General features: G+C 62.0%; 18 protein-coding genes. 12 read left to right on the top strand and 6 right to left on the bottom strand.

Annotation, left to right across the window (positions count from 1 at the left end; all coding sequences use genetic code 11):
• Window positions 1–17: 17 nt before the first annotated feature.
• Window positions 18–458 (bottom strand): lactoylglutathione lyase, encoded by a 441-nt coding sequence (gene gloA, locus LB526_RS14110; protein WP_095765146.1) that lies wholly within the window; start codon window positions 456–458, stop codon window positions 18–20.
• A 261-nt stretch (window positions 459–719) separates the two neighbouring features.
• Here gloA and LB526_RS14105 point away from each other — a divergent pair, with 261 nt between their 5' ends.
• The 3 genes from LB526_RS14105 (at window position 720) to LB526_RS14095 (ending at window position 2,703) form a co-directional block, all read left to right on the top strand.
• Complete coding sequence (locus tag LB526_RS14105; RefSeq protein WP_095765583.1) at window positions 720–1,313, top strand: cold-shock protein; 594 nt, start codon at window positions 720–722, stop codon at window positions 1,311–1,313.
• Between the two features lie 112 nt (window positions 1,314–1,425).
• Window positions 1,426–1,920, top strand: a complete 495-nt coding sequence (locus LB526_RS14100) for a DUF192 domain-containing protein (protein WP_140840257.1) — start codon at window positions 1,426–1,428, stop codon at window positions 1,918–1,920.
• A gap of 15 nt (window positions 1,921–1,935) precedes the next feature.
• The gene (locus LB526_RS14095; RefSeq protein ID WP_224628096.1) at window positions 1,936–2,703 is read left to right on the top strand and encodes an alpha/beta fold hydrolase; all 768 of its coding nucleotides are present in this window, start codon (window positions 1,936–1,938) and stop codon (window positions 2,701–2,703) included.
• A gap of 44 nt (window positions 2,704–2,747) precedes the next feature.
• Here the strand turns inward: LB526_RS14095 and speB are convergent, their stop codons facing one another.
• A complete protein-coding gene (gene speB, locus LB526_RS14090; RefSeq protein ID WP_140840254.1) occupies window positions 2,748–3,713 on the bottom strand; it encodes an agmatinase in 966 nt (321 codons plus the stop codon).
• 94 nt (window positions 3,714–3,807) lie between these two features.
• On the bottom strand, window positions 3,808–4,413 hold the full coding sequence (locus LB526_RS14085; protein ID WP_140840252.1) for a hypothetical protein: 606 nt from the start codon (window positions 4,411–4,413) through the stop codon (window positions 3,808–3,810).
• A gap of 131 nt (window positions 4,414–4,544) precedes the next feature.
• On the opposite strand from LB526_RS14085, the gene LB526_RS14080 reads away from it, so the two are divergent.
• The 3 genes from LB526_RS14080 to LB526_RS14070 all read left to right on the top strand — a co-directional run bounded on the left by LB526_RS14080 (window position 4,545) and on the right by LB526_RS14070 (window position 6,591).
• Window positions 4,545–5,174: a VOC family protein gene (locus tag LB526_RS14080; RefSeq protein WP_140840251.1), complete on the top strand. Its 630-nt coding sequence runs from the start codon at window positions 4,545–4,547 to the stop codon at window positions 5,172–5,174.
• Between the two features lie 215 nt (window positions 5,175–5,389).
• Window positions 5,390–6,238, top strand: a complete 849-nt coding sequence (gene cysE / locus LB526_RS14075; RefSeq protein WP_095765150.1) for a serine O-acetyltransferase — start codon at window positions 5,390–5,392, stop codon at window positions 6,236–6,238.
• Window positions 6,239–6,387: 149 nt separating this feature from the next.
• Entirely contained in the window at window positions 6,388–6,591 is a 204-nt protein-coding gene (locus tag LB526_RS14070) for a DUF3126 family protein (protein WP_027166457.1), read from the top strand.
• Window positions 6,592–6,661: 70 nt separating this feature from the next.
• Here LB526_RS14070 and LB526_RS14065 read toward each other — a convergent pair whose 3' ends face one another.
• Complete coding sequence (locus tag LB526_RS14065) at window positions 6,662–7,249, bottom strand: hypothetical protein (RefSeq protein WP_224628095.1); 588 nt, start codon at window positions 7,247–7,249, stop codon at window positions 6,662–6,664.
• 346 nt (window positions 7,250–7,595) lie between these two features.
• Between LB526_RS14065 and LB526_RS14060 the strand changes: the two genes are divergently transcribed.
• From LB526_RS14060 to hupB, 4 genes are all read left to right on the top strand, one after another.
• Window positions 7,596–8,231, top strand: a complete 636-nt coding sequence (locus LB526_RS14060; RefSeq protein WP_095765152.1) for an ATP-dependent Clp protease proteolytic subunit — start codon at window positions 7,596–7,598, stop codon at window positions 8,229–8,231.
• A gap of 291 nt (window positions 8,232–8,522) precedes the next feature.
• Entirely contained in the window at window positions 8,523–9,797 is a 1,275-nt protein-coding gene (gene clpX / locus LB526_RS14055; RefSeq protein WP_040981372.1) for an ATP-dependent Clp protease ATP-binding subunit ClpX, read from the top strand.
• A 275-nt stretch (window positions 9,798–10,072) separates the two neighbouring features.
• Window positions 10,073–12,484, top strand: a complete 2,412-nt coding sequence (lon, locus tag LB526_RS14050; protein ID WP_224602605.1) for an endopeptidase La — start codon at window positions 10,073–10,075, stop codon at window positions 12,482–12,484.
• A 196-nt stretch (window positions 12,485–12,680) separates the two neighbouring features.
• On the top strand, window positions 12,681–12,953 hold the full coding sequence (gene hupB / locus LB526_RS14045; protein ID WP_027166452.1) for a DNA-binding protein HupB: 273 nt from the start codon (window positions 12,681–12,683) through the stop codon (window positions 12,951–12,953).
• A gap of 72 nt (window positions 12,954–13,025) precedes the next feature.
• Here hupB and LB526_RS14040 read toward each other — a convergent pair whose 3' ends face one another.
• Window positions 13,026–14,048: an aldo/keto reductase gene (locus LB526_RS14040; RefSeq protein WP_224628094.1), complete on the bottom strand. Its 1,023-nt coding sequence runs from the start codon at window positions 14,046–14,048 to the stop codon at window positions 13,026–13,028.
• A 185-nt stretch (window positions 14,049–14,233) separates the two neighbouring features.
• Between LB526_RS14040 and LB526_RS14035 the strand changes: the two genes are divergently transcribed.
• Together LB526_RS14035 and LB526_RS14030 are read left to right on the top strand one after the other, a co-directional pair.
• A complete protein-coding gene (locus LB526_RS14035) occupies window positions 14,234–14,800 on the top strand; it encodes an SIS domain-containing protein (protein ID WP_224628093.1) in 567 nt (188 codons plus the stop codon).
• A 4-nt stretch (window positions 14,801–14,804) separates the two neighbouring features.
• On the top strand, window positions 14,805–15,548 hold the full coding sequence (locus tag LB526_RS14030) for a creatininase family protein (protein ID WP_224628092.1): 744 nt from the start codon (window positions 14,805–14,807) through the stop codon (window positions 15,546–15,548).
• 165 nt (window positions 15,549–15,713) lie between these two features.
• Here the strand turns inward: LB526_RS14030 and LB526_RS14025 are convergent, their stop codons facing one another.
• Window positions 15,714–16,631 (bottom strand): carbohydrate ABC transporter permease, encoded by a 918-nt coding sequence (locus tag LB526_RS14025; protein ID WP_224628091.1) that lies wholly within the window; start codon window positions 16,629–16,631, stop codon window positions 15,714–15,716.
• Between the last annotated feature and the right edge of the window lie 5 nt (window positions 16,632–16,636).

The following is a 16,636-nucleotide window of genomic DNA, read 5'->3' as shown; positions in this document are numbered from 1 at the left end:
GTCAAATCGGGGTGGATTTACCAGACGCCCGTGTTCGGCATCGAGGCCCATGGTTCGGCCTTCGCCTTGGCCGGGCCCTTCTGCAGCAGCTCGATCGAGATGCCGTCCGGCGAGCGGACAAAAGCCATGTTGCCGTCGCGCGGCGGACGATTGATGGTCACGCCATTGTCCATCAGCTTCTGGCAGGTTGCGTAGATGTCGTCGACCTCATAGGCGAGGTGGCCGAAATTGCGGCCGCCCTTATAGTCCTCCGGGTCCCAATTGTAGGTCAATTCGATCAGCGGCGCCTTCTCATGGATGCCGCTTTGCTCGTCTTCCGGCGCGGCGAGGAAGATCAACGTGTAGCGGCCCTGCTCGTTCTCGTAGCGGCGCACCTCCTTGAGGCCGAGCTTGTTGCAGTAGAAATCGAGCGACTGGTCGATATCGGCGACGCGGACCATTGTGTGCAGATAGCGCATGGCGGCTTCCTCAAAGTGTTGGGGTTGGAACGCACCATAGGAGCCGTCCGGGGAAAGGGCAATCGTCCGACAATAGCGGCGGCACGGTCGATTTCAGGCCTTGCGATTTCGGCTTCCGGAAGCGCCGGCAAAGGACATTTCAGCCTTTCCGGTGCTGAACGGTGAAAAAAGGCACGTCAGCCCTTGCACACCCCGGAAGCCGCAGTGTTAATCTCTTGGCAAGAATCAGTTGCGGTTCAGTTGGAAAAAGGGGGCATTCTTATGGGGGAAAAAGCCTCTTTCACGAGGCGGGACGGAAGCCTTGACGACGCCTTGCAGCGGGACAATGGCGGCGACTCCGCCGAGCTTGTCGAAATCGCCGGCGCTATCAAATGGTTCGACGTGGCCAAGGGCTACGGCTTCATTCTTCCGGACGACGGCGTCTCGGGTGATATTCTCCTCCATGTGACATGTCTTCGAAGGGACGGTTTCCAGACGGCGCTCGAGGGCGCGCGGGTTGTTTGCCTGGTCAAACAGGGCGAACGCGGCTTGCAGGCTTTCCGCGTCCTTTCCATGGATGCCTCGACGGCCGTCCACCCGGCAGAGCAGGAACAGCGCACCCATGTCACCGTCAACCCGGAGAGTGGCCTTGAGCGAGCCTTGGTCAAGTGGTTCAACCGTACCAAGGGTTTCGGCTTCCTGACGCGGGGCGAGGGGACGGAAGACATCTTCGTCCACATGGAGACGCTGCGGCGCTACGGCATAACCGAGCTCCGGCCCGGCCAAGTCGTGCTCGTTCGGTTCGGGCGCGGCGACAAAGGCCTTATGGCCGCCGAAATCCACCCCGATATGGGCACCTTGTCGGTCTCGCACTGAGGTCTCTCGACTCAGTCGAGAGGTCCCTTTGCCGCGGCGCGACCATCTTGTCCGAAAACCGGTTCCACTTGTCCGGACGATGGTTTAGGACGAGCGTCTGGACGAGGTACGCATGGTTCATCGCAAATGGCTGACTGCGGGCATATTCTGCGCCGCGATCGTTTTCGCCGCCTGTTTCATCGCTGCGAAGCCAAGTTCGGCGGATGCGATGCTGCTGCCGATCGACCGGACGCCGCTTGTGGTGTCGACCGGTTCGGGAGAGCGTTCCTTCTCCATCGAGATCGCCGATACCTCTGCCGAACGCGAGGCGGGACTGATGTTTCGCCAGACCATGGCCGACGATCACGGCATGCTGTTCGTCTTCGAAAGAACGGACGAGGTGGACTTCTGGATGAAGAACACGCCGATGGCGCTCGACCTGATCTTCATCGGTGAGGATGGCAGGATCAAAGCCATCAAGCGCGGCGAGCCCGAATCCGAAGCGATCATCTCGCCGGGACAACCTGTGCGCTTCGTGCTTGAGCTCAAGGCCGGCACAGCCGCCAGGGACGGCATCAAGGAAGGCGATCTGTTGCGCCACCCGGCTATCGGTACTGGCGCCAACTGAAAAGCAAATCTGCCGATGCAGTTCTTTTCCCATGACGGTTTCGAACTTGCCTATCTCGATCGCCAACCGGCCTCGGGGCAGGGCGACCCGGTGCTGATGATCCATGGCTTTGCCTCGAGCCACTACGTCAACTGGGTCTCGCCGGGCTGGTTCAAGACGCTGAACGACGCCGGCTACCGGGCGATCGCTTTCGACCATCGCGGCCATGGCTCGTCGTCGAAGAGCTATGACGAGGCCGATTACACGCCGGCCAAGATGGCGTCCGATGCGGCCGCGCTGCTTGATAATCTCGGCATCGAGCGCGCGCATGTCATGGGTTATTCGATGGGCGCGCGCGTTTCGGCTTTCCTGGCGCTCTCCGATCCGCAGAAGGTGGCGACGCTGGTGTTCGGCGGCCTCGGCATCGGCATGATCGACGGGGTCGGCGACTGGGATCCTATCGCGGCGGCCCTGCTGGCGGAAGACCCTTCCCAGACCACGCATCCGCGCGGGCGCTCCTTTCGCGCCTTCGCGGATCAGACGCGCAGCGATCGTCGCGCGCTTGCGGCTTGCATCGCAAAGTCGCGCGAGTTGCTGAGCGAGGATGACATGGCCCGCATCGCCCAGCCGACACTGATCGCCGTCGGCACCAAAGATGACATCGGCGGCTCGCCGGACGAGCTTGCCGCCCTCATGCCTAACGCCAGGGCCTTTCACATCGAGGGACGCGACCACATGCTTGCCGTCGGCGACAAGAGCTTCAAACAGCGCGTGCTCGAGTTCTACGCCGAAAACCCGCTCTGAGCGCGGCGCTGCTGGGCTGACAAATGGTCGATCTGCTCGTCGCGCTAGCCCTGCGCCCTCCTGTCGGCGAGGGACCTCGCCATGACGCACAGCAGCTCGAACATCATCGTCGCGCCGGCCAGCGCCGTCATGCCGCCGACGTCGAAGGGAGGCGCGACCTCGACGACATCGGCGCCGACGAAATTCAATCCGTCCAAAAATCGAACCAACTCCTGCGCCTCGCGTGTCGTGAAACCGCCGATCTCCGGCGTGCCGGTGCCGGGAGCCATGGACGGGTCGATGCAATCGATGTCGAACGTCACATAGGTCGGGCTGTTGCCGACTAGATCGCGCGCTTCCTGCATGACCGAAGCGACGCCGCGCCGGACGAATTCTTCCATATAGATGATGCGCACGCCCTGAGCGGTCGCCCAATCGTGTTCGCCCGGTTCATAGATCGAGCCTCTGATCCCGATCTGGACAGTCCGTTTCGGATCGAGCAGCCCTTCCTCGATCGCGCGACGAAAAGGCGTTCCGTGCGTGTAGGGATTGTCGCCGAAATAGCGGTCGTTGGTGTCGGAATGCGCATCGAAGTGGATCATGCCGACCGGCCGCTTGCGGGCCACCGCGCGCAGCACCGGCAGCGTCGTCAAATGATCGCCACCCGCAGCAAGCGGCAGGGCACCGTCGGCCACGATCGCGGCAATGCCGTCCTCGATGCGCTTCAACCCGTCGAGCAGGTTGATCGGATTGGCCGAGACGTCGCCGACATCGGCAATATTGGCGATGGAGAACGGTTCGGTTCCCGAGACATGGTGGACCCGGCGCATCAGGCTCGACTGGTTCCTGATTTCGCGCGGACCGTGGCGGGCGCCGGCCCGGTTGGTCGTGCCGCCGTCCCAGGGAATTCCGACAAGGGCGATGTCGAGCCCCTTCGCGCTCGGCACGGCCGGCAGCCGCATGAAAGTGGAAAGCCCGGCAAAGCGCGGCACCTGCGCGGCGTCGACGGGTTGGTGGAAGCTGTTTTCCATGGTGACGGCCATCCCAGAGCGGTTCACGTTCGATAGTGATCGCAGTGCCTTGAATTTGGGCATAGGGGCAAAGCCCCGCGGGAGTATGGGCCTATCAGGGCGGATTTTGCAGGGCTTGCAGTGAACGGCCGAGATTTTCCCTGGCCTGCGCCTCGAACCGATCCCGGAACTCGGTCGTATGGAAAATGTGCGGACGGGCGAGGAAACTCTTCAGGACGGCCGCCCGGCCCGCGCGCCACATCGGCTCGTCCACCCAGCCATATTCCAGCCGGACCGCCTTCTCGTAAGCATCGAACACCGCGGGTTCGGCGCCGAGGATCGCCAGATCCATGTCGAGCAAAAGGGCCGCATCGTTGAGCGCGCCCTCGTCGCGCAAAGGCGGCAATTGATGGGTGGCGGTCGCGTTGATCATCGCCGCTATGCGGGCTAGGCGATGAGGATCGACGCGCCCGGCAAGCTTTTTCTCGGCCAGGTCTGCGCTTTTTGCCTCATTGTCCTTGGCGCGGCTGTCATAGATCGCGTCATGAAACCAGATCGCCGCTTCGACGGCGCCCGGGTCGTCGAGCAGGTCTCGGTATTCTTCAGCCAGCGCCAGCATGGCCTCGATATGGGCGAGGTTGTGATAGTGCCGGTCCCCGGCCTGATAGAGGGCGCAAAGCTCGGCTTTCAGCGCAACATCGATCAGCGTCTCTTTTTCCATGACGAATTTTTCCGGGCGGCTAAGGCTGGCAGGACAACGCAAGTCGCCGCCGGCTTCAAGAGCATATGTATCCGATTGACCAAAATGCGCGACGGAGGGAAGCTGCCGAGATCGAACCCAAGGAGCGTGACATGACCGGCGGGACGAAACCTGGCACGATCGACATGAAATTGGAGGCGGTCGTCATCCCAGTTGCCGATGTCGATCGAGCCAAGGGCTTCTATGCCGGCTTGGGCTGGAGGCTCGATGCCGACTTCGTGGTCGGCGACGCGTTCCGGGTCGTGCAGTTCACGCCGCCGGGTTCGCCATGTTCGATCCAATTCGGCACGGGCCTCACATCGGCCGCGCCTGGTTCGGCGAAAGTGCTTTATCTGATCGTGTCCGATATTGAAGCGGCCCGGGCTGAACTCGTGGCGCGTGGCGTCGAGGCAAGCGACATCTTCCACCGCGACGGCCCCGGCCAGCCGCCGATCAAAGGCCGGCATCCGGAGGGGCGCAGCTATTCCTCGTTCGTCACATTCAGCGATCCGGACGGCAATGGCTGGCTGCTGCAGGAGATCACCCAGCGCTTGCCCGGGCGCGTCGATGCGGGTGATACGACGTTCACTTCATCCCCGGAACTCGCGGCCGCGCTGCGGCGGGCCGCGGCGGCACACGGCGAACATGAGAAACGCGCTGGCGGACAGTACGACAAGAACTGGCCCGACTGGTACGCCGCTTACATGGTGGCGGAACAGGCCGGAACGGCATTGCCGCAGTGAGGTCTGACGCCGGACTGTGACCGTTTCCTACGTTTGGGGAGACGACAATCGAGGCGATTTCGAATGCGCTCCCGATCAAGGGTTCGTTTTCCATCGCCGCTTGAATTTGCGTGAACCAGGTCCATTTGACAAAGCACTAAGGAAAATTGAGTTCAACCGTGCTATGATGTGGCCTATATGTGCCGCCGGAGAATGAGGAAGGCCGGAGAGCGTCGATGAACAGCATTACGATTGCCCGCCCCAGCAGGGTGCAGCCGGTCGATCCGATCTGGCGGTCGATCCGCGATGAAGCGATGGAGGCGGTGAACCGCGATCCGTTGCTGGCGGCCTTCCTCTATTCGACGATCCTCAACCAGGAGAGCCTGGAAGAAGCGGTGATCCACCGGCTTGCCGAGCGCCTTGATCACCAGGATATCGGCTCCGATCTCATCCGCCAAACGTTCAAGGCGATGCTGGACGACGATCCTGACTGGAGCACGACGGTGCGCGTCGACATCCAGGCCTATTACGATCGCGACCCGGCCTGCGACCGTTTCATCATGCCGGTGCTCTATTTCAAAGGTTTTCACGCCATCCAGACGCATCGTCTGGCGCACTGGCTATGGAACCATGGCCGCCGGGACTTCGCGCTCTACCTGCAGAGCAGGTCGTCGTCGGTGTTCCAGACCGATATCAACCCGGCCGCTCGCATCGGCAAGGGTATCTTTATCGATCACGCCACCGGGCTGGTCGTCGGCGAGACGGCGGTCATCGAGGATGACGTGTCGATCCTGCACGGCGTGACGCTGGGCGGCACCGGCAAGGCCAATGGCGACCGTCATCCGAAGATCCGCCGCGGCGTGCTGATCGGCGCCGGCGCCAAGATTCTCGGCAATATCGAGGTCGGTCATTGCTCGAAGATTGCCGCCGGTTCGGTGGTGCTGTCGCCCGTGCCGCACAACAAGACGGTCGCCGGCGTGCCGGCGCGGGTCGTGGGGGAAACCGGCTGCGACCAGCCCTCGCGACAGATGGACCAGCTCCTGCCGTCGCAGAGCATGGACCACGTGGTCAGCTTCGACATCTGAGACTGTCAGCCCGCCTGGTGACCGGAATCCGGCCCCGGTTTTCAAGTGCCGGTTGTCACGTGTTATCCTGTCGGCTTGCCTTTACATCGCCATCGTCGGCGTGTCAGAAGCGCGTTCCATGAATTAAGCCGACATTTCGGAGAAGTCTTTTGAAGCCTGACGAAATCAGAAAGCTGGACGCCTATTTCAAGCGCGTCTTCCAGAATCCCAAGCTGCAGGTGAAGGCGCGTCCGCGCAAGGAAGACTCGGCCGAAGTCTATGTCGGCGACGAATTCCTCGGCATCGTCTTCAAGGACGAGGACGACGGCGACTACAATTTCTCAATGGCGATCCTCGACATCGACCTCGCCTGACCCGGGGACAGCTCCGGCCGGCGCGCGACACCACCGCCCGGCCGGCTGCAACCCGTAGGCGAAGTACCGGCTAATCCTGGCAATGCCGCGGAATGTGCACGCGCCGCCAGCTGGTCGAACCTTCCCGCACCACCACCCTACGCGCTACCGTCCCGTAAGACGGCGGGATTTCCCGGATGCGGACTTGTTGCGGCCGCACCAGCACTTCGTGGGCAACCGCTTCATATTCCGCCGGCTGAACGACGCGCCGGACGCGCTCCGGCTGGACCACGACCGTCTCGGCGACGCGCGCATAGCGGGCCTTTCGCCATACCTTGCACAGCACCTTGCGGCCATGGATGACGCGCCATTCCCAGGCATAGCCGCCATCGTCGACCTTGACAGTGTGGTAGACCGTGCGTGTGACCGCCGGCGCGGTCTCGTAGGTGACGCGCGGCGGCGCGATCTGCTCCACGCCTTGATAGGTGCCGTAAATCGGCGCGTCGTAGTCGACCACCTGTCCGCCAGGGTTCAGCATCACGTCCTCGTAGAGGGTATCGTAAAGTGCCGGCCTGTGGATCGGCTCGTAGCATTCGAGCGCGGGGCCGCCTGCGGCGGTTTCACAGACGCTGGCAAGCATCGCGACTGCCGCCAGCGATGCGGAGCTTTTGCGGATCATGACATTCCCCCGTTGAAAAAGGATGTCTTCACAATGCAGGACTGTAACGGAAGCTCCGCGGGCGGACAGCGATTTCAAGGCTTTTCGTTAAGCGTCGTCGTTAAGGAATTGCTACCTTGCGAGCGCCTTACGGGGCCGGCCGGGACTGGGCCCGTCTCATTAGGCCAGAGCGCGCCCGTGCTCCGCGGGCCTACCGCGCTTGATTCGGCTTAACCAGATGGCTAGGAGAGGCGGCCTTGCGCTAGGGTGAGCCGGCATCCTATTTAGGTCGTAACCAATCCAGAACGATTCCGCGCGATTGCTGATATATCAAGGTGCCGGAATCCATCTCCTACAAGGGTAGTCCATGAAGAACCCCGTTGAAACCTACATGAACCTCGTTCCGATGGTGGTCGAGCAGACCAACCGCGGCGAGCGTGCCTATGACATTTTCTCGCGCCTCTTGAAGGAACGCATCATCTTCATCACCGGGCCGGTCGAGGACGGGATGGCGACGCTGGTTTGTGCACAGCTTTTGTTTCTCGAGGCGGAGAATCCCAAGAAGGAAATCAACCTCTATATCAATTCGCCGGGTGGCGTCGTCACCTCGGGCATGGCGATCTACGACACTATGCAGTTCATCAAGCCGGCGGTGTCGACGCTCTGCATCGGCCAGGCTGCTTCGATGGGTTCGCTGCTTCTGACCGCCGGCCACAAGGACATGCGTTTTGCCACGCCGAACGCCCGGATCATGGTCCATCAGCCGTCCGGCGGCTTCCAGGGCCAAGCCTCGGACATCGAACGTCATGCGCAGGACATCATCAAGCTGAAGCGCCGCTTGAACGAGGTCTATGTCAAGCATACCGGCAAAAGCTATGACGAGATCGAGAAGACGCTCGACCGCGACCATTTCATGACCGCGGACGAGGCCAGGGACTTCGGCCTGATCGATAAGGTCATTTCCAGCCGCGAGGCGGTCGAGACAGCCACCGCTTCAGCCTGACCTCGACGGCAAATGGCAGCATAACGCGGTTTTGGCGCGTCTTGCGGCATTTCGGCCACATTTGGCTGTTCCCTCAGGCGTTGGGATTGCCTACGTTAAGGCTATGTTGATTTTCGACGGCTTAGCTTTGCGTGGGGTTGCTGCGAATCATTGCCGCGTTTTCTGATTTGTGTTTCGTACGGAATGCGCTGTGTGAGCCGGGACACTGGCGGTGGCGGATTCCCGCGATAGATTGGTGAAGACGTCACTCAAAGCCAGACGGTCGGCGGGCGTCGGTGAAAGGACAGAAAAATGAGCAAGGTCAGCAACGGCGGCGGTGATTCAAAGAACACCCTCTACTGCTCGTTTTGCGGCAAGAGCCAGCACGAGGTCCGCAAGCTGATCGCGGGGCCGACGGTTTTCATCTGCGACGAATGCGTCGAGCTGTGCATGGACATCATCCGCGAGGAGAACAAGACCTCGATGGTGAAGTCGCGCGAAGGCGTGCCGACACCGCAGGAAATCCTCAAGGTCCTCGACGACTACGTCATCGGCCAGCCCTATGCCAAACGCGTGCTGTCGGTGGCGGTTCACAACCACTACAAGCGCCTGGCGCATGCCGGCAAGAACAACGACGTCGAGCTGGCCAAGTCCAATATCCTTCTGATCGGCCCGACCGGCTGCGGCAAGACGCTTCTCGCGCAGACGCTCGCCCGCATCATCGACGTGCCGTTCACCATGGCCGACGCCACGACGCTGACCGAGGCCGGCTACGTCGGCGAGGACGTCGAGAACATCATCCTGAAGCTGTTGCAGTCGGCCGACTACAATGTCGAGCGCGCGCAGCGCGGCATCGTCTATATCGACGAAATCGACAAAATCTCGCGCAAGTCGGATAATCCCTCGATCACCCGCGACGTGTCGGGCGAGGGCGTGCAGCAGGCGCTCCTGAAGATTATGGAAGGCACGGTCGCCTCCGTGCCGCCGCAGGGCGGCCGCAAGCATCCGCAGCAGGAATTCCTGCAGGTCGACACCGCCAACATCCTGTTCATCTGCGGCGGCGCCTTCGCGGGGCTGGACAAGATCATCTCGGATCGCGGCCGCAAGACCTCGATCGGCTTCGGCGCCACCGTGGCTTCGCCCGAGGATCGGCGCACTGGTGACCTGTTCCGTCAGGTCGAGCCGGAGGATCTCCTGAAATTCGGCCTGATCCCGGAATTCGTAGGTCGTCTGCCGGTCCTGGCGACACTGGAAGACCTCGACGAGCCGGCGCTGATCCAGATCCTGACCGAACCGAAGAACGCGCTGGTCAAGCAATATCAGCGGCTGTTCGAGATGGAGAATGTCGATCTGACGTTCCACGAGAACGCGCTGTCGGCGATCGCCAAGCGCGCCATCGAGCGCAAGACCGGCGCACGCGGCCTGCGCTCCATCATGGAAGCGATCCTGCTCGACACCATGTTCGAGCTGCCGGCGCTTGAAGGTGTGCGCGAGGTGGTGATTTCGGAAGAGGTGGTGTCCGGCAACGCCCGGCCGCTCTACATCTACTCCGAGCAGAAGGAAAAGAAGGGCAATGTCAGCGCCTGAAATGGCACTGCGCCCGACAATTTTCATGGAACGGCGCCCGCGTGGCGCCGTTTTGCTGTCAAGGGTGGGGAGGCGAGCAGTGGAAGGGCTCGAACGACCGTGTTAACCCTTGATCTTTGCCTCGGTTACATCCACCTAACAGCAGAAGGCCGAGGCGCCGAATTCTGTGCTGTAAAATTCCCGTCACAAACGGTGGTAGGCGGAACGACGCTCGGTCGTTAATATGAGATTCGCGGTTGGCTAAAATAAGCGGCCGCGACATGAAAGGTTGGACAATGGCCAAGATATCCAAGGCTTCCGGCGACGGCGTTTTCGCAGTCCTCCCACTGCGCGATATCGTCGTGTTCCCGCATATGATCGTTCCGCTCTTCGTGGGCCGTGAAAAGTCGATCAAGGCGCTGGAAGAGGTGATGGGTCAGGAAAAACAGATCCTGCTTGCCACCCAGATGAATGCAGCCGACGACGATCCTGAGCCCGGTGCGATTTTCGACATCGGCACGCTCGCCAATGTGCTGCAGCTTTTGAAGCTTCCCGACGGCACCGTGAAGGTGCTGGTCGAGGGCGCCTCGCGCGCCAAGATCGTCTCGTTCACCGACCGTGCCGATTTCCATGAGGCCCGCGCCACGGCGCTCGCCGAGCCGGAAGAGGAAGAGGTCGAAATCGAGGCGCTTGCCCGCTCGGTCGTCACCGACTTCGAGAATTACGTCAAGCTGAACAAGAAGATCTCGCCCGAAGTGGTGGGTGCCGCCAGCCAGATCGACGACTATTCCAAGCTCGCCGATACGGTTGCATCGCATCTCGCCATCAAGATCCCCGAGAAGCAGGAGATGCTTGCAACGCTTTCCGTCAAGGAGCGTCTGGAGAAGGCGATGGGCTTCATGGAAGCCGAAATCTCCGTGCTCCAGGTGGAAAAGCGCATCCGTTCGCGCGTCAAGCGCCAGATGGAGAAGACGCAGCGCGAGTACTACCTCAACGAGCAGATGAAGGCGATCCAGAAGGAGCTCGGCGAGGGCGAGGATGGCCGCGACGAGGCCGCCGAGATCGAGGCGCGCATCAAGAAGACCAAGCTCTCCAAGGAGGCCCGCGAAAAGGCGGAGGCCGAGTTGAAGAAGCTGCGCTCGATGTCGCCGATGTCGGCTGAATCGACGGTCGTGCGCAACTATCTCGATTGGCTCTTGTCGATCCCGTGGGGCAAGAACTCCAAGGTCAAGCAGGACCTCGGCTTTGCGCAGGACGTGCTCGATGCCGATCACTTCGGCCTCGACAAGGTCAAGGAACGCATCGTCGAGTATCTCGCCGTGCAGAGCCGCCAGAAGAAGCTGAAGGGGCCGATCCTGTGCCTCGTCGGCCCGCCCGGCGTCGGCAAGACCTCGCTCGGCAAGTCGATCGCCAAGGCCACCGGCCGCGAGTTCATCCGCATGGCGCTCGGCGGCGTGCGCGACGAGGCCGAGATCCGTGGCCACAGGCGGACCTATATCGGCTCGATGCCCGGCAAGGTCATCCAGTCGATGAAGAAGGCCAAGAAGTCCAACCCGCTCTTCCTGCTCGACGAGATCGACAAGATGGGCCAGGACTTCCGCGGCGATCCGTCCTCGGCCCTGCTCGAAGTACTCGATCCGGAACAGAACTCGACGTTCATGGACCATTACCTCGAAGTCGAATACGACCTGTCGAGCGTGATGTTCGTGACGACGGCGAACACGCTGAACATCCCTGCGCCCCTGATGGACCGCATGGAGATCATCCGTATCGCCGGTTACACCGAGGACGAGAAGATCGAGATCGCCAAGCGTCACCTGATGCCCAAGGTGATCCGCGACCATGCCCTGCAGCCGAACGAATTCTCGGTCGGCGAGGACGCGATCCGCGGCATCATCCAGACCTACACGCGGGAAGCCGGTGTGCGCAGCCTGGAGCGCGAGCTGATGAAGCTCGGCCGTAAGGCGGTGACCGAGATCCTGCGGACGAAGAAGAAGACGGTGAAGATCACGGCGGACAACCTCGCCGATTATCTCGGCGTGCCGCGCTTCCGCTTCGGCCAGATCGAGGCCGACGATCAAGTCGGCGTGGTCACGGGTCTTGCCTGGACGGAAGTCGGCGGCGAGTTGCTGACGGTCGAAGGCGTCATGATGCCCGGCAAGGGTCGCATGACGGTGACCGGCAATTTGCGCGACGTGATGAAGGAATCGATCTCGGCGGCGGCGTCCTACGTCCGCTCGCGCGCCATCGATTTCGGCATCGAGCCGCCGCTGTTCGACAAGCGCGACATCCACGTGCATTTGCCGGAGGGTGCCACGCCGAAGGACGGCCCGTCCGCCGGTGCGGCCATGGCCACGGCCATCGTGTCGGTGCTGACGGGTATTCCGGTCCGCGCCGATGTGGCGATGACCGGCGAGATCACGCTGCGCGGCCGTATTCTGCCGATTGGCGGCCTGAAGGAGAAGCTGCTCGCGGCGTTACGCGGGGGCATCAAGAAGGTGCTGATCCCGGAAGAGAACGTCAAGGATCTGGCGGAGATTCCGGACAATGTGAAGAACGGCATGGAGATCGTCCCGGTCTCGCGGGTCGGCGAGGTGCTCGCGCACGCGCTGGTCAGGATGCCGGAGCCGATCGAGTGGGTCGAACCGGTCAATGCGCCGGCTCCGGTCGACAGCGGCGACGATGCTGGAAAGTCGCTTGCTCATTAGCATTTGCTAATATTGCAGCGCACAAAGAGAGAGCCGGGCTTTCAAGCCCGGCTTTTTTCGTGTGAAAAGCCACGAAAAAGTGGAAAAAAGCCCGGAATTCCGCGGTTTTCGGCTTGGGTTCCGGAGCGCTTCTTTCTAAAGTCCGTCTCCTGCCGGATGAGTCGTAGTTCCGGTTTTCTCATGGAAGGGAATTTTTATGAACAAGAACGAACTGGTGTCCGCCGTCGCCGACTCCGCAAGCATTTCGAAGGCTGATGCGCAGTCCGCCGTCGATGCGGTGTTCTCCGTGATCACTGGCGAACTGAAGAAGGGCGGCGATGTCCGGCTTGTCGGCTTCGGAAATTTCACCGTGTCAAAACGCGCTGCTTCGACCGGCCGCAACCCGCAGACCGGCGCGGAAGTGAAGATTCCGGCGCGTACCGTGCCGAAGTTCTCGGCCGGCAAGGGCCTCAAGGACGCGGTCAACTAAGACCTTTTTCTTTTAAGAACAGAAAAGCCGGGCAAGCCCGGCTTTTCTTTTTTATGGCTGTTCGCAGGCCATTCAGGCCGTTGGCGCGTCGGCGCGCATCAGGCCTTCCTGTTTCAAATCCGCCCACAGCGCCCCAGGTATCTTGGTGTCGAGCAGCGCGCGGTTGCTTTCGACTTCGGACGGCCGCTGGCCGCCAGGGATCACCGACACTACCGAAGGATGCTGCAGCGGGAACTGCAGAGCCGCCTCGATGAGGCGCACATTGTGGCGCTTGCAGACGGTTTCGATGCGCGCCACGCGATCCAGGACCTCCTTCGGCGCCTCGCTGTAATTGTAGAAGGCTCCGGGCTTCGGGCCGGTCGCCAGCACGCCGGAATTGTAGGGGCCGCCCAGCACGATGCCGATGCCGCGTTTCTGGCAAAGCGGCAGGAAGGTGGCAAGCGCCTCCTGCTCGAGCAGCGTGTAGCGGCCGGCGAGCAGGAACAGGTCGAAATCGCCGCGTTCGGCGAGGGTCTGTGCCACCTGCCACTCGTTGATGCCGCCGCCAAAGGCCTTGATGACGCCCTGGTCGCGCAGCGAAAGCAGCCCGTAATAGCCGGATGACATGAACTCCTCGATGCGGGCATCGGAGGCTTCCTTACTGCCGTGGGTAAAGATGTCGACGTCGTGGACGAAGAGGATGTCGATACGGTCGACCCCGAGGCGCTCCAGCGAGGCCTCGAAGGAGCGCATGACGCCATCATAGGAGTAGTCGTAGACTTCCCGGCGCGACGGCGTCTCGAAGAACTTGCCGATGCCGGTGCGCTGGTCCGGCGGGGCGACGCGCATGATGCGCCCGACCTTGCTCGACAGCACATAGTCGTCGCGCTTCCTACCGCGCAGAAACGGGTTGAGGCGGGTTTCCGACAGGCCGAGGCCGTAAAGAGGTGCCGTATCATAGTAGCGGCAGCCGGTCGCCCATGCCGCTTCCAAGGTGGCGTTGGCGTCCTCGTCGGAGATGGCGCGATAGAGATTGCCGAGCGGCGCGGTGCCGAAGCCGAGCTCGGTGAAGGTGATGCCGCCATTGCCGATGCGGTCGAAGTGCCGTGTCTTCATGTTTGACGATGTCCCGGAGTGATTTGTCTGACATGACACTATCACGCTCGTGGCCCAGCAAAAGTGCCGAGGCTCGTTGGACAGCGATTTTCGCAATGGTAGCATGAACAAAAACAAGCCTTTCGTGGTCGCGAGCCGCAATTCCGTAGAGGCAAGCGACGCCCCGGCAGGCAAGGTGAGCCGTCATGACCAAAGCCGCATCAGGGATGCTCGCGACCGCGCTGGATGAGCTTGGCGCGGTGCTGGCGCGCACGGATGAAGCTCGCATCGACGCCGCCTGCGCAATGCTGGCCGGCGCCGGCACGATCGCCGTCTATGGCTGCGGCCGCGAGGCCTTGCAGGTGAAGGGCTTCGCCATGCGGCTCTACCATCTCGGCCTGCCGGTCTCGGTCGTCGGCGACATGACCGCGCCGCCGCTCGGGCAGGGCGACGTCTTCCTGGCGAGCTCAGGGCCCGGCGAGACCACCACGGTGCTGACCTTGATGCGGGTTGCCCGCGATGCCGGCGCGAAGGGGCTGCTTTTGACGGCAGAACCGGCAAGCAGCGCCGCCAAGCTCGCCGACCTTACCCTGCTCATCCCGGCGCAGACAATGGCCAGCGACCAGGGCGCGGCGAGAAGCTCGGTGCTGCCGATGGGCTCGCTGTTCGAAGGCGCGCTGTTCCTTCTGTTCGAGATCATGGTGCTGAAGCTCCAGGCGCTGACCAATGCGACGCCGGAAGCGATGCGCGCCAGGCACACCAACATGGAGTAAGGAGATGCGCTACGAACTGATGCTGCCGCACCAGATCCGCAAGGCGATCGAGGAGAACTGGCCGGTGGTGCTGCCGCTCGGCGTGCTCGAATATCACGGCGAGCACATGGCGGTCGGCATGGACACGCTGGCGGTGATCAAGACGGTCGAACTGATCGAGAAGGAAAGGGACATCGTCATCCTGCCGCCCTTCTATTACGGCGCGGCAAGCTATGCCGTCGCTGCGCCGGAAGGCAGCGGCTCGGTGCAGGTCGGCGGCCCGGCGCTTTCGCCTTTCGCGGAGGAATTGTTCTACGGGCTGCTGCGCATCGGCTTCCGCAACATCCACGCCATCATCCATCATCAAACCGAGAATTTCGCGGCCGGCATGCCGACCGATCTCGCCTTCAAGACCGCCGGCCGGCAAGCGATCTTCCGCTTCCTGGAGAAGGAGCGCGGCGAAGGCTGGTGGGGTTCGAACGCGATGGCCGATTACTATGCCGGCCATGCGCAGGGCGAGAATGTCTTCAACTGGGTCCAGGTGCATCCGTTGATGCCGGCCGCGATGACCGGCAAATATCCGTTCGACCATGCCGGCATCGGCGAAACCTCGCTGATGCTGGCGCTATGCCCGGAAGCGGTGGACGAGAAGCATTTGGCCGACAACACCGGCTGGTACACGAAAAGTGCCGCGGAAGCCTCGGCGGGTCTCGGCAAGATCGGGGTCGCGATGATCCTCGACCATTTGCGGTCGATTCTGGTGCGATAGGGGCGGTTCTTCCTTCTCCCCTTGTGGGAGAAGCTGGATCGGCGCGCAGCGCCGAGACGGATGATGGGTGTTCCAGCGGAGTGAGACGTCGGCTTTCCCTGAAACACCCCTCATCCGGCCGCTTCGCGGCCACCTTCCCCCGCAAGGGGGGAAGGGGAAGTCATCCTATTTCACTGAGCCGGCCGTCATGCCCATGATCAGATAACGCTCGAGCGCGATGCCGATGATGGCCAGCGGCGCGATCGCGGCGGTGGCCAAGGCCGCCATCGACCACCAGTTGATGCCTTGCGAGCCGGTCTGGCTCGCCACCATGACGGGGATGGTCTTGGCATCGGTCGATGTCAAAAGCGCGGCGAAGAAATACTCGTTCCAGCACAGCACCATCGCCAGGATGAAGGCGGCGACCATGCCGGGCAACGCGATCGGCATGACGATGCGGAAAAAGGCGCCCCAGATCGACAGCCCGTCGACAAGGGCTGCCTCCTCCAATTCAACGGGTATCGAGTTGAACTGGTCGCGCATGATCCAGATGACGATCGGCAGCACCATCAGCGTGTAGAGGAGCACGAGCCCGATGCGCGTATCAAGGAGGGCCACTTCGCGGTAGAGCACCAGGAAAGGGAGCGCCAGAACGACCGGCGGCAGGATCAACTGCGACAGGAAGAAGAAGGAGATGTCCTCGTTCTTGAACCAGGCGAACTTGTAGCGGTAGCGGACAAGGCCATAGGCGGCGAGGCTGCCGATGATGATGGCGAGGCTCGATGCGCCGACCGAGGTGATGACCGAGTTCATGAAGCGTTTGAGGAATTCGTCGCGCACGGTCGAGGTCTGGGAGATCGAATCCGGCGACAGGCCGAGCGAGCGCCAGCCCTTCCAGTCAGGCGCGAAGTCGACGAAGGGAATGAGATGGCCTTGGGTGACGTCGACCGCCGATTTGAACGAGGTGGTGATCGTCCAATAGATCGGGAACAGGCAGACGAATGCCCAGAAGATAAGCGCGCCATAGATGAAGACGCGGCTGGCGATGAAGGCCGCCGGCGAGCGGATCTCGGAAACGGTGTAGTCGGTGGTCTGGACGCTCATGATGC

Source organism: Mesorhizobium sp. CA6, assembly GCF_020165035.1.
Taxonomy (GTDB): domain Bacteria; phylum Pseudomonadota; class Alphaproteobacteria; order Rhizobiales; family Rhizobiaceae; genus Mesorhizobium.
This window is presented reverse-complemented; position numbering and strand designations above follow the sequence as displayed.

Coding starts and splice junctions, on each gene's coding strand:
- gloA (WP_095765146.1), bottom strand. CDS start 458: ATGCGCTATCTGCACACAATGGTCCGCGTCGCCGATATCGACCAGTCG.
- LB526_RS14105 (WP_095765583.1), top strand. CDS start 720: ATGGGGGAAAAAGCCTCTTTCACGAGGCGGGACGGAAGCCTTGACGAC.
- LB526_RS14100 (WP_140840257.1), top strand. CDS start 1,426: ATGGTTCATCGCAAATGGCTGACTGCGGGCATATTCTGCGCCGCGATC.
- LB526_RS14095 (WP_224628096.1), top strand. CDS start 1,936: ATGCAGTTCTTTTCCCATGACGGTTTCGAACTTGCCTATCTCGATCGC.
- speB (WP_140840254.1), bottom strand. CDS start 3,713: ATGGAAAACAGCTTCCACCAACCCGTCGACGCCGCGCAGGTGCCGCGC.
- LB526_RS14085 (WP_140840252.1), bottom strand. CDS start 4,413: ATGGAAAAAGAGACGCTGATCGATGTTGCGCTGAAAGCCGAGCTTTGC.
- LB526_RS14080 (WP_140840251.1), top strand. CDS start 4,545: ATGACCGGCGGGACGAAACCTGGCACGATCGACATGAAATTGGAGGCG.
- cysE (WP_095765150.1), top strand. CDS start 5,390: ATGAACAGCATTACGATTGCCCGCCCCAGCAGGGTGCAGCCGGTCGAT.
- LB526_RS14065 (WP_224628095.1), bottom strand. CDS start 7,249: ATGATCCGCAAAAGCTCCGCATCGCTGGCGGCAGTCGCGATGCTTGCC.
- LB526_RS14060 (WP_095765152.1), top strand. CDS start 7,596: ATGAAGAACCCCGTTGAAACCTACATGAACCTCGTTCCGATGGTGGTC.
- clpX (WP_040981372.1), top strand. CDS start 8,523: ATGAGCAAGGTCAGCAACGGCGGCGGTGATTCAAAGAACACCCTCTAC.
- lon (WP_224602605.1), top strand. CDS start 10,073: ATGGCCAAGATATCCAAGGCTTCCGGCGACGGCGTTTTCGCAGTCCTC.
- hupB (WP_027166452.1), top strand. CDS start 12,681: ATGAACAAGAACGAACTGGTGTCCGCCGTCGCCGACTCCGCAAGCATT.
- LB526_RS14040 (WP_224628094.1), bottom strand. CDS start 14,048: ATGAAGACACGGCACTTCGACCGCATCGGCAATGGCGGCATCACCTTC.
- LB526_RS14035 (WP_224628093.1), top strand. CDS start 14,234: ATGACCAAAGCCGCATCAGGGATGCTCGCGACCGCGCTGGATGAGCTT.
- LB526_RS14030 (WP_224628092.1), top strand. CDS start 14,805: ATGCGCTACGAACTGATGCTGCCGCACCAGATCCGCAAGGCGATCGAG.
- LB526_RS14025 (WP_224628091.1), bottom strand. CDS start 16,631: ATGAGCGTCCAGACCACCGACTACACCGTTTCCGAGATCCGCTCGCCG.